Below are 17,773 nucleotides of genomic sequence, written 5' to 3' on the forward strand. Positions count from 1 at the left end.
CGTTCTGTTTGATCCGTCCAAAGATGTTTTCTGTGAACGCGCATCACAGCGCGCCCAGAACCATGTCGGCGCACCGATCCCCCAGCACCATTGCCGGTGCATTCGTATTGCCCGCCGGAATGGTCGGCACCGCCGACATGTCGCAGACCCGCAGCCCTTCGATACCGCGCACCCGCATTCGCGCATCCAGCACCGCGCCCGGGTCGCCATCTGCGCCCATTTTGGCCGTGCCTGCCGGGTGGAAATTGGTTTTCACCACCTTGCGGCAATGTTCGCTCAGCGCCGCGTCGGAAAAATCCAGCGGCGCGACGATCCGGTCGATCCTGTCCGCCAGGGGGCGGGTTTGCATGGTCTCGCGGAAATACCGCAAGCCCTTGATCATCTCGTCCATATCCCGCTGATCCTTCAGGAAATTCGGATCCACCAAAGGCATGTCCGCCGGGTTGGCCGAGGCAAGGCGCACGTCGCCCGAGGAATGGGGTTTCAGCAGAACCATCTGGATCGAAACGCCGTAATCCTCTTTGATATCCTGCAATTGTTCGTCATTCAGATACATGATCGGAATGCAGTATGCCTCGTGGGTTGGGGGCGCTTCGGGGTCGGTTGGATTCACGAAACAGGCGGCCTCAAGCCCGGTTGTCGTGATTTTTCCACGCCCGAACAGTTTGAATTCCAGACCGTTGCGGATCATGTTCCAGCCGCGATCCTGCTTCCAGTATCCGTAAGGCCCGTTCGCCCGTGCCACCACCGACACATCCGGGTGATCCTTGAGGTTCTGCCCCACACCGGCGATATCCTCGATCACGTCGATCCCGTGGGATTGCAGGTGATCGGCGGGGCCAAGGCCGGACAGCATCAACAGTTTCGGCGTGATCAGGGCACCGGCGCACAGGATGATTTCGCCATCGGTGCGCACCTCATGTGTCGTGCCACTTTTGTCCTTGTAAATCACGCCAACCGCGCGCCCGCCTTCGATGATGATCCGCTGCACCCGCGATTGCAGGCGCAGGGTCAGGTTCGGGTTTTTCATCAGCGGGTCGATAAACGCATAGGCCGCCGACACCCGTTGCCCCTGGTTATAGGTGAACTGAAAATACCCGACGCCCCGCTGATTTGCGCCGTTGAAATCGGGGTTGAACGGTTCGCCCTGGGCCTGAACCGCCTGAACGAACCACCGCGCCATATCGTCGATATGGCCGGGGTCGGACACCACCAGTTTGCCGTCACAGCCGTGCAGATCGTCGTTGAATTTCTTGTTCCCTTCCAGCCGCTTGAAATGCGGCAGGACGTTTTCCCAATTCCAACTGACGGCGTCGTTGTTGCCGCGCAGGATATCATTCCATTCGTCGTAATCACTGGGGCGCCCGCGCACATAGGCCTGACCGTTCACGGTTGACCCACCCCCCAGAACATTGCCCTGAGGGATTTCTGCGCGCCGCCCGTTCAGGTGCTTTTGCGGAACGGATTGGTGGGTGTTGAAGAATTTCGAGCCGTTCTTCAGCAGCTTGAACACCCCCGGCGGCATGTCGAGCAACGGATGCCGGTGATGATGCCCACCTTCCAGCAGCAAAACCTTTGCGCCTGCTTCCACAAGGCGGGACGTTGCCACGCAGCCCGCCGAGCCGCCACCGATTACGATGTGGTCGAACGTTTCAGTCATGGCAGTTTCCGGTTGGCATATTCTGTTCCCCCCTACATTCTTATTTTGGTATGACCAAAAATGACAAATTGCAATATGTTTGCAGCATTGGCGTCAAATTTTAGAAAATACGTATAAATCGTCAGACCAAACTATCGCTCATCCCCCAACAGGATGATCTTTCCGAACGCCGCGCCCGAGGCCATCAGCTCCAGCGCGTCGCCCGTCCGGGCAAGGGGAAAGGCGCGGGCGGTCAGAGCGTCGAAATCCACCCCGCCGCTTTCCACCAGGCGCACCGCCTCTTCGAACTCACGGTTGAACTGAAATGAACCGACGATCTCGATCTCTTTCAGCATGATCAGGTGCAGCAACACCTGTGCCTCGCGCAGTTGAATGTTGCTCAGAATTGATATCCGGCCTTTCTGGCGCACCGCCTTCAGGGCGGTGTTGAACGCCGGGATCGCGCCGCTGGCCTCGATCACCACATCGAATTGCTTTTCCAGGCCGGTCTCGTCGAATTGGCCGCCGACCAGCCCCGTCTTGGCGCCCGCTTTCACGGCCACCTCTACCGCTGGCGGGCGCAGGTCCAGCGCGGTGACATCTGCGCCCCGCGCCGCCGCCCCGGCAATGGCCAACAGGCCCATGGGGCCACATCCGGTGACCAACACCTTTTGTCCGGCGGCAACGCCCCCTTTGTTGAGCGCGTGCAACGCACAGGCCATGGGTTCGGCAAAGGTCAGGTGACGAGGGTTCACGTGATTGGCGACGGGGCGGCAACAGCGTGCCGGGTGGTCTATGATTGCGCGAAAGAACCCGTCAAGATGCGGCACGGTCGTGGCCGACCCGGGAAATTTTTTCGCCGTACACAGGTTTTCTTCGCCCCGCTGACAGGGGGCACATTGCTGGCAATTCATGATCGGGTTCAGCGCGACCAACTGCCCCTCTTTCAGGCCCGATCCGTTTGGATCAACCACATAACCGCAGGCCTCGTGGCCCAGCGTGACCGGGTTTTTCAACTGAAACCCGGCATTGGCAAAGTGGGAATAGTAATGCAGATCGGTGCCACACAGACTGGCCACCGCCAGACGCAGGCGCGCATAGCCGGGCGGAATGTCGCCTGGCGCCTGCTGTTCTGCGGTGTTTACGGCGCGGGCGGCGGTCAGTTTCGTTTCGAGATGTCCCATGATTTTTCCTTCAGAACCCAATGGCATAACCGCCATCCACGGGCAGGTTGACGCCGTTCACATAGGCGGCTTGCGATGAGGCGAGATAAAAGATCGCGTTAGCGACATCTTCGGGCTGACCAAAGCTGTGGGTTGGAATGCGGCCTTCGATCTTGTCCCGTCGCGCCGGATCTTTTTGCAGGATCGCGCGTGTCATGTCGGTGTCGATGAAGCCGGGGCTGACCGCGTTGCAGCGGATGGCGAACTGCGCCGCATCCACCGCGACGGAGCGGGTCAGCCCGACCACCGCCGTTTTGGCGGTGACATAGGCCGCAGCAGAGGGCAGCGCCAGAATCGCGCCCATGGAGGCGACGTTGACAATGGCGCCGCCGCAATCGCGGTGCAGCGCAACATAGCGCCCGCAAATCGCGAACATGGCCCGCACGTTGATATCCAGCACGTGGTCCAGTTCATCAGGCGCCACATCCCAGATCGGCTTTTTCAGATGCACCCCGGCGTTGTTCACCAGGGCCGCGATCGGGCCGCTGGATGCGTGAATTTCAGTCAGCCAATCGGCACTGCGATCCTGGGCAATATCACGTTCGTGAAACTGCGCGCCTGTCCCGAGGCTGTCAAAATCCCCCCGGCTGCGCGCCACCACGTGAACGTCGAATCCGGCCTCCAGAAAGCGTTTTGACTGATACAGGCCAAGGCCCTTGTTTCCGCCGGTGATGATGGCAACTGGCATGGTTCAGGCCCCTTTTGCGTGCTGGCGATAAAGTGAATTGAGTGTGGCAAGGAAGGTTTCCGCCGGAATGTCCTTGCGAAAGAAATCCGGCATGATTGCGCAAACCGCATCGACATAGCTGAGAAACCAGGGTGTGCGTGGGCGCGTCCAGGCGTTGTCGATGGTGTTGAACCCGCCCCTGAAGAACCCCGAAACATCCGGGTCGTGTTGTTGGGCCAGCCATGTGTGGCGATTGGCAGGTTGGCCGTTGTTGGCCAGATACACGCCCGACTGCACCTCGGGGGATACGATCCATTGGGCAAATCGAACGGCGTCCCCGGGGTGTGCGGTCTCGGCGGAAACGCCAATCCCGGCCCCCCGAGGATTGCGCGCGGGCGGGCGGCGCCCTTGCACAATGGCATGTCGAAATATGAAATGCGATGTTTGCGAAACCCCGGTCGGGCATAGTTGACATAGCCAAACAGGCAGGGCGAACAGGCGAAATCGTCACTTTCGGACAGGGTTTCCAGAACGTGAATCGGGTTCATGCCCAGTTGTTCATCCGGGCCAAGCCGATAGAGCGCCCGCAGGATGTCGAGCGCATAAAGCCCGTTGTCATCTGACACGAACCGCTGGTCATCAACGGGCATCGTGACGCCACCGCGCCCGGCCACCAGCGTCATGAACATATCAAACGCATCGACCGGCAGCAGCGGGGTAAGCGGGCGCAACTGTTTGGCATCCGGTTTCAGAAACGCTTCCCACCGGGTGGGAAGAGGCACATCCAGATCGGGGCGATGGGCCGACATCTGACAGGCGGCGTCCAGTGCATAGGCCCAGCACTCACCATTCCACAGATAACTTTCGGCAGAGCCGCCCAGTGACGCGTTGCCATCCTGCGGCGCGGGCAGGGGCAGCAATGCGCCCGTTTCGGCAATCTGGCCCACGTGGGGATGATCCAGCACGATGAAATCATAGGTTTCGGCCATCTCCTCGATCGATGCATCGGCAAAGGCCTGAAGCGATCGCTTGTCCCAGGAAATCTCAACGCCGGTCGTGCGGGCATAGGCAGCAGACGCGGCGATCACCGGGTCGTACCCCTTGGGTGATCCCATGTCATGCCTCTGAGAATCATGTTTTTCGCCTCCCTTGAGTCTGACGCGACCATGCTCCATCGCTGTCGTATTTTGCAAGTATAAAAATTACTTTGACATATGAAATAGCCGTGATAATGATTTGGCAAGAACCGCGAGCCGGGTGAACCGGCTTTGACAGCCCTCTGGGCGCACAACGATATAGGGAGGACACCATGTCGTTTAACTTTGGCCGTGCCGGCCGTTTGCTCGCCACCGCCGCACTTGCACTGGCGCCATTGGCCGCCACGGCGCAGGATTACACATTCCGTCTGGCCCATGTGACATCGGACAAGGAGCCGATTCAGCAGGCCATGGAAGAGTTCGTTAAGAATGTCGAAGAGCGCACCGAAGGCCGTGTCGCGATTCAGATTTTTCCCAACGCGCAACTGGGATCGAACCCCGAAGTGTTTGAACAGGTGCGCGCCGGGGCCCCGATCATCACCATCTCGGACCCGGGATATCTCAGTGATTTCGTGGCCGATTTCGGGGTGCTGGGCGGGCCATACCTGTTGGATGATCCGCGCGATTTTCAAAAGATCGTCGATTCCGATCTTTATGCCGACATGAAAGACCGGCTGCGCAGTGAATCGGGGCTAGAGTTGTTGTCGCTGAACTGGCTGTTCGGGTCGCGTCACATGCTGGCCGACAAACCCATCAGCACGCCCGCCGATACCGCAGGCATGACGTTCCGCACCCCGCCAAACATCATGTGGGTCGAAACATTCGAGGCCATGGGCGCGCGCCCGACACAGGTTGCCTGGGGCGAGGTATATTCCGCCCTGTCCGCCGGGGTCGTTGACGGGGCCGAGGCACCTTTGCCGTCGATCTATGGGGCCAAGCTCTATGAGGCGAAAAAGGTCATTTCCCTGACCGGTCACTTCAAGGGGTTCACGGGTTTGATGATGAACGCCGATACATTTGTCGCACTGCCCGGGGACATTCAGACCATCCTGAGCGAGGAGGCGATCAATGCCGGTGTGTTCATGACCGATCTGATGCTGAACAGTCAGGAAGAGTGGATTTCAAAGCTGGAGGCCGAAGGCGTTACCTTTAACCGCGATGTGGATATCCCGGCGTTTCAGGCGGCGACTGCCGTTGTCTATACCAAGTTCCCCGAGTGGTCGGACGGGCTCTATGACCGGGTCCGCGCGATTCTGGATAACTGATCTGCGAAGACCAACGCGCCCGGCCAATGTCTGGCCGGACCAATCCGGGGGGCGGTATGGATTTCATTGGTGTTTGGGTCAGGCGCGCTGAAAATCTGATTTCATTTTCTGCACTTGCCTTGCTTGTGATGTCTGTCCTGTGGGGGGTCATGACACGGTATATAACCGAGCGCCCGGCCGTCTGGACGACGGAACTGTCGGGCATTCTGTTCACCTGGGTCGTTTATGTCGGGGCGATGACGGCATTTCGCGACGGGCTGCATATCCGCGTGACACTTTTTGTCGATATATTGCCGCGACCGGTGCGCCGCGCGCTTCTGCGGCTGGGGGATGTGCTGGTTTTGGCGTTTCTGGTCTATGTCACCTATCTCAGCGTTTTGATGATGCGGCAGGGGGCGACGCGCCCTTCTCCGGTGCTGAATATACCGTTCACCTATGTCTATCTTGCGACCGTCATCAGCTTTGCGGGCATGTCCATCACCGCGGCGCTGCGCCTTTTGGGGGTGTTGCCAAACAGTGATCTTGCCCCGGTGGAGGAAGTGCTGTGACCCTTGCGCCCGTCATTATCCTGCTGATCGGAATCGCCATCGGCATTCCCGTTGCCTTTGCCATCGGGATGGCCGGGCTGTCATTCTTCCTGATTTCCGGCGCCATGCCCCCCGAAATCTTCGTGCAGCGCATCGTTGCCGTCACCCATTCCTTTCCGCTTTTGGCGGTTCCGCTGTTCGTGATGACGGGTGTCGTGATGAACTACGCGGGCATCACATCGCGGATGATGACCTTTGCCGAGGCGATGACAGGCCATTGGAAAGGTGGGTTGGCGCAGGTCAACGTATTGCTGTCCACGCTGCTTGGCGGTGTATCAGGGTCGGCCAATGCCGATGCTGCGATGCAGTCAAAGGTTCTTGTCCCCGAGATGACGAAACGCGGCTATGACCCGGCGTTTTCGTCGGCAGTGACGGCGGCCTCGTCGATCATTTCGGTGATCATTCCACCCGGCATCGGGTTGGTGCTTTACGGCTTTATGGGCGATGTTTCGATCGGGCGACTGTTCCTGGCCGGGATCGTTCCGGGCATCGCCATCTGTGCCGCGATGATGGCGGCGGTTGCGGTTCAGTCGCGCCGCCTTGGCCTGCAACCAGCGTTCGAGCGGCCAATGGGCTGGCGCGACCGGGGGCGTGCGTTTTCCGGTGCATTCCTTGCACTGCTGGTGCCGGTGGGGATTGTGGGCGGAATTCGCTTTGGGTTTTTTACCCCCACCGAGGCGGGCGCCATGGCGGTGCTGTTCGCGGCGATTGTCGGGCTGATCTATGGCGAGCTGAAACTGGCCCATATCCAGCCGATCCTTGAACAGACAATGCAGGCGACCGCGATCATCCTGTTGGTCATCTGCGCGGCAAGCGCGTTCGGCTTTTACATGACGTGGGAGCAGATCCCGACAGCGGTGGCCAAAGGGATGCTGGCCCTGACGGAAAATCCCTTGTTGTTGCTGCTGTTGATCAATCTGCTGTTGATCATCGCCGGAATGTTCATCGAAGGGTCGGCGACCATCATCCTGCTGACACCCATTCTGGTGCCGGTGATCCTGAAGGTGGGGATTGACCCGGTGCATTTCGGAATCGTGATGGTGTTCAACCTGACCGTTGCAGGCGTGACCCCGCCCCTTGGCACGTTGATGTTCACCACCTGCGCCATCACGGGCGTTTCGATCGCAAAATTCATCAAGGCGTCGGTGCCGTTCTACCTTGTGCTGTTCGGCATGTTGCTGGTGCTGACCTTTGTACCGCAACTGTCGCTCTGGCTTCCAAACCTTCAGATAAAGTGAGATGAAAGATGGCTGATACACCCGATGGGCAGGTGCGGTTTCTGGTTGATGGCAATGTGGGCGAGATCATTCTCGATCGCCCCGCCAAACACAACGCCCTGACCCCGCAGATGTACCGCCAGATCGCCGCCTGCTGTGCCGAGGCGGATGAAACCGCCGCCGTGCATGTGGTGATTTTTCGAGGGGCCGGAAAACGGGCATTTTGCGCCGGGTCCGACATCAAGGCACTGGAGGGATACGAAGATTTCTGGGCCTGGCGCAATCGGACCGATTACATTCCGCCGATTTTGGCCCTGCGCAAACCGGCCATCGCGGCGGTCAAAGGCTGGGCGCTGGGGGGCGGGCTGGAAATTGCGCTGGCCTGTGATCTGCGGGTTGTGGCGCGATCTGCTGTTTTTGCGGCCCCCGAGGTGCAACTGGGCTGGAACGGCGCGGGCGGTGCGGCGCAACATCTGACCCGCATGTGCGGCTATGGTCAGGCGATGCGCCTGTTGCTGACCGGTGACCGGTTCACGGCTGAACAGGCCGCCGGGTTCGGCATGATCGAATGGTTGGTGGACGCGGGCGAGGAACTGACCAAAGCCCGGGAAATCGCCACTGCAATCGCCGACCACTCGCCGGTGGCCACCCAGGCGGTCAAGGCCGCCGTGCGCGGGGCCATGGATTTGCCGGTTGCCCAAGGCCTTAGAAACGAGAACGAATTGATGTCGCTCTGTTTTGCGAAGGTTGAACAGGCTAGGCTCAGGGCTTCATTGGATGGAGCGAGATCGTGAGCAAACAAGACACCCCTGATGGATCAGAGGGAACAAAAAGAAAACCGCCGTACCCGCCGCCGAAAAGGCGCTGGACGTCCTGGAGCTTTTGGCGCGCTCGCCCGATGGGTTGACGATGAATGAAATCGTCGATGCCCTTGGCCGCACCATGGGCGAGCTTTACCGCATTGTCGTCTATCTGGCCGAGCGGGATTATTTGCAGCAAAACGATGCGACAAGCCGCTATGCCCTGACGCTGAAACTGTTTGAACTGTCCCACACCCATGATCCGACCGAACGGTTGATCCGCGCCGCCCTGCCCATGCTGGAACGTATCGCGGCGGGCACCCGGCAATCGTGCCATCTGGGCGTATTGAACCGCACCAATGTTCTGGTTCTTACCTCGGTTCAAAGCCCGCTGCCTGCCGGATATTCGGTGCGCACGGGCGCGCTGTTTCCCGTTGAACAAACCAGTTCCGGCCATGTGATCCTTGCGTTCTCGCCCGCTGAAACCTGTGAGCGGTATCTTGCACGTTGCCCCGCCGATGATCGCCCGGCCCTGATGGCACGGCTGGAACATATCCGGTTGAACGGGTTCGAGGATACGCCCAGCACGATGATTCACGGGGTGCGCAACCTGTGTGTGCCGGTGTTTGATTCCCGGGGTGTTGCCGCCGCGATCACATCAGGGTTCATCGAACAGACTGGCGCGTCAGCCAGCGCCGCCGAAACACTCTCAACCATTCGCTTTACCGCGCTTGAGCTGTCCCGCGCCCTGGGGTTCCGGATTGGTTCCAGCCCGTTTGAAACGGCACTTACACAATAAAGGACAGGCCCCAAATGCCCGATACCTCGCTTGATCTTCCCCTGAAGGGGCTGCGCGTTCTTGATTTTGCTCAATTCCTTGCCGGTCCCGTTGCGGCCCTGCGGCTGAGCGATCTTGGCGCCGAGGTGATCAAGATCGAACGCCCCGGGGGGGCGATCTGTGCCGGTCCATGGTGGTGAACGATCAGCGGCTCGATGGCGAAAGTCTGGTGTTTCATACCTTCAACCGCGGCAAGAAAAGCGTGGCTGCCGATTTGAAGAATGCCGCCGATCTTGCAGCGGTGCGCGCGTTGATCGCGACGGCGGATGTGATGATCCACAACTTTCGCCCCGGCGTGATGGAGCGGATCGGCCTTGGCTATGACGTTGTGCAGGCATTGAACCCCGGCATCGTCTATGGTGCGGTATCGGGTTATGGCACCAGCGGGCCATGGGTGGGCAAGCCGGGGCAGGATTTGTTGGTGCAATCCCTATCTGGCATCGCCTGGCTGAACGGCAATGCGAACGATGGGCCGGTGCCAACGGGGTTTGCCATGCTGGATGTCGCCACCGCCGGAAACCTTGTTCAGGGCATCCTTGCCTGTCTCGTGCGGCGGGGTGTCACCGGCAAGGGCGGGTTGGTCGAGGTTGATCTGATGTCATCGGCCATCGACATGACGTTTGAGCAATTCACCTGTTTTCTGAACGACAATCACCAACAACCCAAACGCCACGAAATCGGCAACGCCAATCCCTATCAACCGGCGCCTTATGGCGTTTACCAGACGACGGACGGGTATCTTGCCTTTGCGATGACACCGCTGGCCCGGGTTGCAGACCTGTTGAATGCGCCGCAACTGGCCCGGTTCGAACAGGAACAGGCGTTTTCCCACCTTGATGAGATCAAGCGCATTGTCGCAGATGTTTTTGCCACGCAACCCACGCAACATTGGCTGGATATCCTTGAACCTGCCGGAATCTGGTGCGCTCCGGTTCTGGATTGGCCGGGGTTTGTCGCAACCGATGGATTCAGGGCGCTGGACCCGCTTCAGACTCTGCGTGCCCGGTCGGGAGAAACCGCCGTAACCACGAAATGCCCGATCCGGCTGGATGGAAACGCGCTTGTGAATGGGGCAGGGGCACCGGCGCTGGGGGCTGATACGGCCCGGTATCTGCAAACACCGACAGCAAAAGGCCCCACCCCTTGAACGCACCACTGGACGGGCTGCTGATTGTCGATTTCAGCCAGTTTCTGGCTGGCCCCTATGCATCGCTTCGCCTTCTCGACATGGGGGCGCGGGTTGTCAAAGTTGAAAACCCGGCCGGGGGTGATCTTTGTCGCAGGCACTATCTGACGGACACCGAGATTGATCAGGATTCCACGATCTTTCACGCCATCAACCGTGGCAAGGAAAGTATCGCGCTGGATTTGAAAGCGCCCGGTGATCTGGCAAAAGCCAGGCTGCTTGTGTCCCGGGCGGATGTCGTGATCCAGAATTTCCGACCGGGCGTCATGGATCGGCTCGGCCTTGGATATGACGCGGTGAAACAGATGAAACCCGATATCGTTTATGGCTCGGTCTCGGGGTACGGTACAGATGGCGACTGGAGCGGGCTGCCCGGTCAGGATCTGTTGGCGCAAGCACGCTCTGGCATCATGTGGCTGAGCGGGAATGCCGATGACGGCCCGGTCCCTCTGGGGTTGCCCATTGCCGATATCAGTGCAGGCACCAACCTTGCGCAGGGTATTCTCGGGGCGTTGTTCCGGCGCGCGAATACCGGAAAGGGCGCATTGGTCGAGACAAGCCTGCTGGAATCCCTGATCGACCTGCAGTTCGAGTTTCTGACAACCTATTGCAACAATGGCCAACGCCCGCCACAGCGTCTGGAAAGCGGGTCTGCACATGGGTATCTTGCGGCGCCTTATGGTGTATACCAAACCGCCGACGGTTATCTCGCACTGGCGATGACGCCGCTTGATGTGTTGGCCCAGGCCCTTGATATGCCGTCGTTGTTGTCATTCGCAGAACGGCCCGGGGCGCAATTTTCCGACAAGAACGAAATACAACGCAGCCTGCAAAAGCGGCTGTTGACGTCAAGCGCCGCTGAATGGGAGGCAAAACTGTCTGCCGACAATATCTGGTGTGCAAAAATCCTGAACTGGTCAGAGCTTATGGGATCAAACGCATTTCAAAATCTGAACATCCAATCGGCAATTCCGACCCGGGATGGCAATCTGTTGCAGGCCTTTCACACACCGATCAGGATGGATGGCTCGCGTTCGGGAATTGGCAGGGCCGGCCCGCGTCTGGACGAACATCATGCCAGAATCTGCAACGAGTTCGGCATGTAATCCTTGCACCTTATTGATCCGGCTTGGGGTTTCGTTCTTGCCGAAGCCTGTCAAAATAGCGGACGCGCTTTGACAGCTCGCGCTCGAAACCACGTTCCACCGGCTGATAATGGTGCGGCCTTTTCATACCATCCGGAAAGAAGTTCTGCCCGGAGAAGCCGTCCGGGGAATCGTGATCGTATTGATAGCCCTGCTTATAGCCAAGGTCCTGCATCATCTTTGTGGGGGCGTTCAGGATATGCATAGGTGGCGGAACCGAACCGGCGTTTCTGGCGTCGGCGCCCGCGGCCTTGTGCGCCACATAGCCCGCATTCGATTTCGGAGCGAGGGCAAGGTAAAGCGCCGCCTGTGACAGGGCCAGATCGCCTTCGGGGCTGCCAAGCCTTTCAAATGTATCCCAGGCGCTCAGGCAGACACGCGATGCTTCGGGGTCTGCCAGCCCCACGTCTTCCCATGCGATCATTGTAAGACGGCGAAGGATGAAACGCGGGTCTTCGCCACCCTCCAGCGCCCTGTTGACCCAGTAAATGGCCGCCTCAGGGTCAGAACCCCTGATCGATTTCTGGATCGCACTGGCGATTGCATAGTGGCCGTCCGATGCACGATCATGCTGCGCCGCACGACGGGTCAGGCGGCTGGCCACTTCCTTTGCGGAATAGGTTTCGGTCTGCGACCAGGAAAGAACGTTTTCCACCATATTCAGAAGGGCGCGACCGTCGCCGTCTGCCATGGCGCAAAGCAGGGATTTGGCGTCATCCGTCAGCGGCAGGGGTTTGCCCGTTTCCGCCTCTGTGCGCGTCAGCAGGCCTGCAAGTGCCGCTTCATCCAGCCGTTCCAGCACCATCACCTGGCACCGGCTCAGCACTGCGCGGTTTACGCTGAACGATGGGTTTTCTGTCGTGGCACCGCAGACGGTAACCGTCCCGTCTTCCATCACAGGCAGCAGTGAATCAAGCTGGGCCTTGTTGAACCGGTGGATCTCATCGATGAACAGGAATGTGCCCTGTCCGATTGCAGCGCGATCGCGCGCCGCCTGAAATACTTTCTTGAGATCGGCCACACCGCTGAAGACTGCGCTGATCTGGACGAAATGCAGATCAGTCCGCTTTGCCAGAAGCCTGGCAATCGTGGTTTTCCCAACCCCGGGCGGCCCCCAGAGGATCAGGGACGAAACGCGCCCGGCGGCCAACATCGACCCAAGGGGGCCATCGTCGGACAATAGTTTGTCCTGGCCGATGACCTCTTCGATGGCTTTCGGCCTGAGCAGGTCTGCCAGCGGGCGCGTTTGTGATTCCCCAAAGGTGTTTTCAGTCGCGCCCGACTCGCCAAACAGATCCATGCGCCGCTCCGTTCATCTTCATCTGCAAAGGACAGTGGTTCGTTAGCATGGTTCTGAGTCAGATGCGACCTTGTGGAGCGGGCCGGGTGCAATCGGTGGCGGTTGACATCTGCCCGGTTCCGAAGGATGCAGCGGCCATGATTACAACACTTCTTCAGGTCGCCCTCGGGGGTGCCATCGGGGCTTCGGGGCGGTATCTTACCGGGGTTGCTGTTATGCGTGCGGGGCTTGGGCTGGGCTTTCCGTTGGGGGTGCTGACGGCCAATCTGATCGGGTCATTTGTCATGGGCGTTTTCGTAGTGTTTGCCGCCGAAAAATCCCAGACCCATCTGGCCCCCTTCGTGATGACCGGCATTCTGGGTGGGTTTACCACGTTTTCGTCGTTCTCGCTGGAGACAGTGACGCTGATTGAACGGGGCCAGACGGGCAGTGCCGCGCTTTATGTGTTATTGTCCGTTGGCGGGGCCGTGGGCGGTTTGTTTCTGGGAATGATGTTGGCACGGGGAATTTGGGCATGAGTGGCGTTCAGACATTGACCGTAGGCGAGGACGAGGGCGATCAGCGGCTTGATCGCTGGTTCCGGCGCAAGTTTCCGCAGATCAGCCAGATTCAGATCGAAAAGATGTGCCGCAAGGGCGAAATCCGCGTCGATAGCGGGCGGGTGAAACCTGCGTCCCGGTTGGCCGTGGGGCAGGCGGTGCGTGTGCCGCCCCTGCCCGAGGAACGCGGCCCGGCGGTTGATCGCACCTCGGAAAAGGTATCCAGGGCCGATGCCCAGATGATGCGCGAGGCGGTCATTTGGCAGGATGATCATATCATCGCGTTGAACAAACCCCCCGGCCTGCCGACACAGGGCGGCAGCAAACAGACCCGCCACGTTGATGGCCTGTCTGTTGCGCTTCAGGGCGATCACGAGGAAAAGCCGCGCCTTGTGCATCGGCTTGACAAAGACACGTCGGGCGTTCTGTTGCTGGCGCGCACCCGGATGGCGGCCAAGGGCCTGACCGATGCGTTGCGCCATCGCGGGACGCGCAAGATTTATTGGGCCGCTGTCGCCGGGGTGCCGCAACCGCGCATGGGAACGGTGAAATACGGGCTGATCAAGGCGGCCGGTCACGGGGCGCGGGGCGAGGCGGAAAAGATGCTTTGCATTCACCCCGGCGAGGTGGACAAGACCGAAGGCGCCAAACGCGCGACGACCGATTATGCCGTTTTGTCGGCTTTGGGCGGGCGCACGGCGTGGTTGGCGCTGGTGCCGGTGACAGGGCGCACCCACCAGTTGCGTGCCCATATGGCCGAGATGGGGCATCCGATCATCGGTGATGGCAAATATGGCGGGTCGGGTCAGGAAAACATGGGGGATGGCTGGGGCGCGCAACTGGGCGGTGACATCAGCCGCAAACTGCACCTGCATGCCCGGTCTTTGACGTTTCAGCATCCGGTAACCGGCGCAGCGATGACGGTGACCGCGCCCTTGCCCGATCATATGGCCCGCACCTGGGAACAATTGGAATGGGTGCCGGGCGAAGTGCCCGCCGATCCGTTTGCCGAGGAATAGTGATGGCCGAATGGGGCACAAAGCGGTTCTGGAAATCTGCGGCAGTCGTGACCGAGGCGGATGGATATGCCATTCATCTTGACGGGCGGCCCGTTCGCACGCCGGCGCGCCGCCCGGTCATTCTGCCTGCCGCGGCACTGGCCAGCGCGGTCGCGGCGGAATGGGAGGCCCAGGCCGAGCGGATCGACCCCTTGTCGATGCCCTTTACCCGCAGTGTCAACGCGGCGCTGGACAAGGTCGCGCCCCAGCGCGCCGAGGTCAGCGCGATGATTGCCGATTACGCCGGCACCGATCTGCTGTGCTATCGCGCGACCGGTCCCGATCTCGCTGATCGCGCTTCAGGCTGAACGCTGGAACCCGCTGCTGGATTGGGCGCGCGATGATCTTGGCGCCCCGCTTGCCGTTACGTCGGGGGTGATGCCCGTGGCGCAAGCGCCCGACGTTCTGGTGGCGCTGGCCGAAACCATGACGCCCATGTCCGATTTCGACATTGCCGCGTTTCACGATCTGGTCGGGCTGTCGGGATCGTTCGTTCTGGGCCTTGCGGTTGCGCGGGGCCGGATCACCGCCGATGCAGGATGGGAGCTGTCGCGCCTCGACGAAGACTGGCAAGCGAGACAGTGGGGACGTGATGACGAGGCCGACAAAAAGGCCGCGATAAAGCGGGCCGATTTTCGTCATGCGCATCGGTTCATGGCCCTGGCCAACGGCCCTGACGCGACAAACGGCGCTGCGTAACCCGGCATTCCGGCGGGCAAGCTGCCTGTTTTTAATCCGTTTCTGTTATCATACCCTTGACCTTTCGTGATGAAAGACGCCACACTTGTGTCTGTAGGGGCGCCATTGGATAAGATGGCCTCTATCAAGACGAACGACGGTCCAGGGAGGACCGGATGAACCGCTTTTGTTGAGAAGGCGGGAAAATCAGGAAGAGGTAAAAATGAAAAAAACCGTATTTCTCGGTGCGTTGACGGTCACCAGCCTGATCGCGGGTGCTGCCGCTGCGGCCACATTGGATGATGTGAAGGCGCGCGGTAAGCTGAACTGTGGCGTTACCACCGGTCTGGCAGGCTTTGCCGCGCCAGATGCGAACGGGCGCTGGGAAGGCTTTGATGTGGCTGTATGTCGCGCCGTTGCCGCCGCTGTGCTGGGCGACCCGGATGCCGTTGAATTCGTTCCCACCACCGGCAAGACACGTTTCACCGCGCTGGCGTCGGGCGAAATTGATCTGCTGGCCCGGAATACCACATGGACCTTCAGCCGTGACACCGACCTCAAGTTCGATTTTGTCGGCATCAACTACTATGATGGTCAGGGCTTTATCGTTCCCAAGGCGCTGGGTGTGACCTCGGCCAAGGATCTGGACGGAGCGACCGTCTGCATTCAGACCGGCACCACGACCGAGTTGAACCTCGCGGATTTCTTCCGCAAGAACAACATGAGCTATGAGCCGGTGCCGATCGAAACCAACGCCGAAGCCATCCAGCAGTATCTGGCCGGCGCCTGCGATGCCTATACCACCGACGCCAGCGGTCTGGCCGCCACCCGCGCCACCTTTGAGGCGCCCGGCGATCATGTGATCCTGCCCGAGATCATCAGCAAAGAGCCGCTTGGCCCGCTTGTTCGCCACGGCGACAACGATTGGGGCGACATCGCCCGCTGGACCCTGAACGCACTGATTTCGGCCGAAGAACTGGGTGTCACCAGCGCGAACGTGGCTGATATGTCGGCGGCGCCCGGAAACAGCCCCGAAACCAACCGTCTGCTTGGCACCGAAGGTGACCTGGGCGCGATGATCGGGTTGTCTTCGACCTGGGCACGTGATGCCATTGCCGCAAACGGCAACTATGGCGAAATCTTTGAAAAAACCATCGGTGAGAACACACCGATCGGCCTTGCGCGCGGTTTGAACGCGCAGTGGACAAATGGCGGGCTGCTGTATTCGCCACCGTTCCGCTAAGACCTGAGTAACAGCGGGCGTGGAAAATTTCCGCGCCCGCTTCGTTTTCAGAGGTCCGGGAACCAAGAGCGGCCAAGCCGCCACGCCAGAACCCGGACAGCCACAGGGATGGCAAAATGTCAGCACTTACCGACCCGCCGCAAGGCTCGTTCCGGCTATCCATGCTGTTGAGCGACACCCGCTATCGTTCCTATACCTTCCAATTCATAGCTCTGCTTATCCTGATCGCCGCCATGGCGTTTCTGGGGGCCAATCTGCTCAGCAACCTTGCGGCGCAGGGGCTGGATATCTCGTTTGATTTCCTGGGCATGCCTTCGGGCTATGACATCAACCAGACACCGATCGAATACACCAGTCAAAGCACCCATTTGCGGGCCTCTATCGTGGGCATTCTCAACACGCTGATCGTTGCGGTGCTGGCCTGTGTTTCGGCCACCATCATCGGCGTGATCGCCGGGGTCTTGCGCCTGTCCAACAACTGGCTGGTGCGCAAGATCATGGCCGTTTACGTCGAAGCGTTCCGCAATGTTCCGATCCTGATCTGGATCCTGATCATCTTTTCGGTCATGACAGTCAGCCTGCCGGCGCCCAGTGCGTTTCGCGGGGAAACCCCCAGTTCAACCATGTTTCTGAACGCTTTCGCCTTCACCAACCGGGGGATCTACATTCCGGTCCCGATCATGGGGCCGGGCAGTTGGTTTGTGGTTGCGGCTTTTGTGGCCTCGCTCGTGGGGATCGTCTTTCTGCGCAAACACGCCACCAAAACCCTTTATGACCAAGGGCGGGTCATTCCCACATTCTGGCCCAGTGTCGCGCTGTTCTTTCTGCCTGCGCTGATCGTGTTCTTCGTTCTGGGGCGGCCCATCGGGTTGGAATTGCCGGCGCTTAAAGGGTTCAACTTTCAGGGCGGGCTTCAGATTCGCGGCTCGCTTATCGCGCTGTGGTTTGCGCTGGCGATTTATACCGGGGCGTTCATTGCCGAAAACGTGCGGGCCGGTATTCAGGCGATCTCAAAGGGTCAGACAGAGGCGGCCGGTGCCCTGGGTCTGCGGCCCAACCGGATCATGAATCTGGTTGTTCTGCCTCAGGCGCTGCGGGTCATCATCCCGCCATTGGTGTCGCAATACCTGAACATCACCAAAAACTCGTCCCTTGCCATCGCGGTCGGATATATGGACGCGACCGGAACCCTGGGGGGCATCACCCTGAACCAGACAGGCCGGGCCATCGAATCGGTGCTGCTGTTGATGTTGTTCTATCTGGTGATCAGCCTGCTGATTTCGACGGTGATGAACGCCTATAACAATTCCGTCAAACTGAGGGAGCGTTGATATGGCCGGTTCAAAGGAGC

At 59.8% G+C, this 17,773-nt stretch carries 17 protein-coding genes and 1 pseudogene; 13 read left to right on the forward strand and 5 right to left on the reverse strand.

Annotation, left to right across the window (positions count from 1 at the left end; translation table 11 throughout):
* Positions 1-43: 43 nt before the first annotated feature.
* From AC0L7P_RS05290 to AC0L7P_RS05305, 4 genes are all read right to left on the reverse strand, one after another.
* Complete coding sequence (locus AC0L7P_RS05290) at positions 44-1,660, reverse strand: GMC family oxidoreductase (protein ID WP_473434783.1); 1,617 nt, start codon at positions 1,658-1,660, stop codon at positions 44-46.
* 131 nt (positions 1,661-1,791) lie between these two features.
* Positions 1,792-2,823, reverse strand: coding sequence for an alcohol dehydrogenase catalytic domain-containing protein (locus AC0L7P_RS05295; RefSeq protein ID WP_473434784.1), 1,032 nt, complete (start codon positions 2,821-2,823; stop codon positions 1,792-1,794).
* A gap of 10 nt (positions 2,824-2,833) precedes the next feature.
* A complete protein-coding gene (locus AC0L7P_RS05300; protein WP_473434785.1) occupies positions 2,834-3,550 on the reverse strand; it encodes an SDR family NAD(P)-dependent oxidoreductase in 717 nt (238 codons plus the stop codon).
* A gap of 3 nt (positions 3,551-3,553) precedes the next feature.
* Positions 3,554-3,814, reverse strand: a complete 261-nt coding sequence (locus AC0L7P_RS05305) for a hypothetical protein (RefSeq protein WP_473434786.1) — start codon at positions 3,812-3,814, stop codon at positions 3,554-3,556.
* A 1,024-nt stretch (positions 3,815-4,838) separates the two neighbouring features.
* Between AC0L7P_RS05305 and AC0L7P_RS05310 the strand changes: the two genes are divergently transcribed.
* The 8 genes from AC0L7P_RS05310 (at position 4,839) to AC0L7P_RS05345 (ending at position 11,565) form a co-directional block, all read left to right on the forward strand.
* Positions 4,839-5,831 carry a C4-dicarboxylate TRAP transporter substrate-binding protein gene (locus AC0L7P_RS05310; protein ID WP_473434787.1) on the forward strand — a complete coding sequence of 331 codons (993 nt, stop codon included), beginning with the start codon at positions 4,839-4,841 and terminating at the stop codon, positions 5,829-5,831.
* Between the two features lie 128 nt (positions 5,832-5,959).
* The gene (locus AC0L7P_RS05315; RefSeq protein ID WP_473435404.1) at positions 5,960-6,379 is read left to right on the forward strand and encodes a TRAP transporter small permease; all 420 of its coding nucleotides are present in this window, start codon (positions 5,960-5,962) and stop codon (positions 6,377-6,379) included.
* Positions 6,376-7,656 carry a TRAP transporter large permease gene (locus AC0L7P_RS05320; protein ID WP_473434788.1) on the forward strand — a complete coding sequence of 427 codons (1,281 nt, stop codon included), beginning with the start codon at positions 6,376-6,378 and terminating at the stop codon, positions 7,654-7,656. The genes AC0L7P_RS05315 and AC0L7P_RS05320 overlap by 4 nt, the downstream gene beginning before the upstream one ends.
* Positions 7,657-7,664: 8 nt before the next feature.
* Positions 7,665-8,429, forward strand: a complete 765-nt coding sequence (locus AC0L7P_RS05325) for an enoyl-CoA hydratase/isomerase family protein (RefSeq protein WP_473434789.1) — start codon at positions 7,665-7,667, stop codon at positions 8,427-8,429.
* Between the two features lie 22 nt (positions 8,430-8,451).
* Positions 8,452-9,234 carry an IclR family transcriptional regulator gene (locus tag AC0L7P_RS05330; RefSeq protein ID WP_473435405.1) on the forward strand — a complete coding sequence of 261 codons (783 nt, stop codon included), beginning with the start codon at positions 8,452-8,454 and terminating at the stop codon, positions 9,232-9,234.
* Positions 9,235-9,248: 14 nt separating this feature from the next.
* Positions 9,249-9,413, forward strand: coding sequence for a CoA transferase (locus AC0L7P_RS05335; protein WP_473434790.1), 165 nt, complete (start codon positions 9,249-9,251; stop codon positions 9,411-9,413).
* Positions 9,404-10,420, forward strand: a complete 1,017-nt coding sequence (locus tag AC0L7P_RS05340; protein ID WP_473434791.1) for a CaiB/BaiF CoA transferase family protein — start codon at positions 9,404-9,406, stop codon at positions 10,418-10,420. Before AC0L7P_RS05335 ends, AC0L7P_RS05340 begins: the two co-directional genes overlap by 10 nt.
* Positions 10,417-11,565 (forward strand): CaiB/BaiF CoA transferase family protein, encoded by a 1,149-nt coding sequence (locus tag AC0L7P_RS05345; protein ID WP_473434792.1) that lies wholly within the window; start codon positions 10,417-10,419, stop codon positions 11,563-11,565. Before AC0L7P_RS05340 ends, AC0L7P_RS05345 begins: the two co-directional genes overlap by 4 nt.
* Positions 11,566-11,575: 10 nt before the next feature.
* Here AC0L7P_RS05345 and AC0L7P_RS05350 read toward each other — a convergent pair whose 3' ends face one another.
* Positions 11,576-12,904 (reverse strand): replication-associated recombination protein A, encoded by a 1,329-nt coding sequence (locus AC0L7P_RS05350; protein WP_473434793.1) that lies wholly within the window; start codon positions 12,902-12,904, stop codon positions 11,576-11,578.
* 137 nt (positions 12,905-13,041) lie between these two features.
* On the opposite strand from AC0L7P_RS05350, the gene crcB reads away from it, so the two are divergent.
* From crcB to AC0L7P_RS05375, 5 genes and pseudogenes are all read left to right on the forward strand, one after another.
* Positions 13,042-13,422, forward strand: a complete 381-nt coding sequence (gene crcB, locus AC0L7P_RS05355; protein ID WP_473434794.1) for a fluoride efflux transporter CrcB — start codon at positions 13,042-13,044, stop codon at positions 13,420-13,422.
* The gene (locus AC0L7P_RS05360; RefSeq protein ID WP_473434795.1) at positions 13,419-14,462 is read left to right on the forward strand and encodes an RluA family pseudouridine synthase; all 1,044 of its coding nucleotides are present in this window, start codon (positions 13,419-13,421) and stop codon (positions 14,460-14,462) included. Before crcB ends, AC0L7P_RS05360 begins: the two co-directional genes overlap by 4 nt.
* A gap of 2 nt (positions 14,463-14,464) precedes the next feature.
* A pseudogene (locus tag AC0L7P_RS05365) lies at positions 14,465-15,200 on the forward strand (ATP12 family chaperone protein).
* Between the two features lie 202 nt (positions 15,201-15,402).
* Positions 15,403-16,422, forward strand: coding sequence for an amino acid ABC transporter substrate-binding protein (locus AC0L7P_RS05370; RefSeq protein ID WP_473434796.1), 1,020 nt, complete (start codon positions 15,403-15,405; stop codon positions 16,420-16,422).
* A 116-nt stretch (positions 16,423-16,538) separates the two neighbouring features.
* A complete protein-coding gene (locus AC0L7P_RS05375; RefSeq protein WP_473434797.1) occupies positions 16,539-17,753 on the forward strand; it encodes an amino acid ABC transporter permease in 1,215 nt (404 codons plus the stop codon).
* Positions 17,754-17,773: the final 20 nt, after the last annotated feature.

The organism is Oceaniglobus sp. K40-3 (assembly GCF_055808395.1).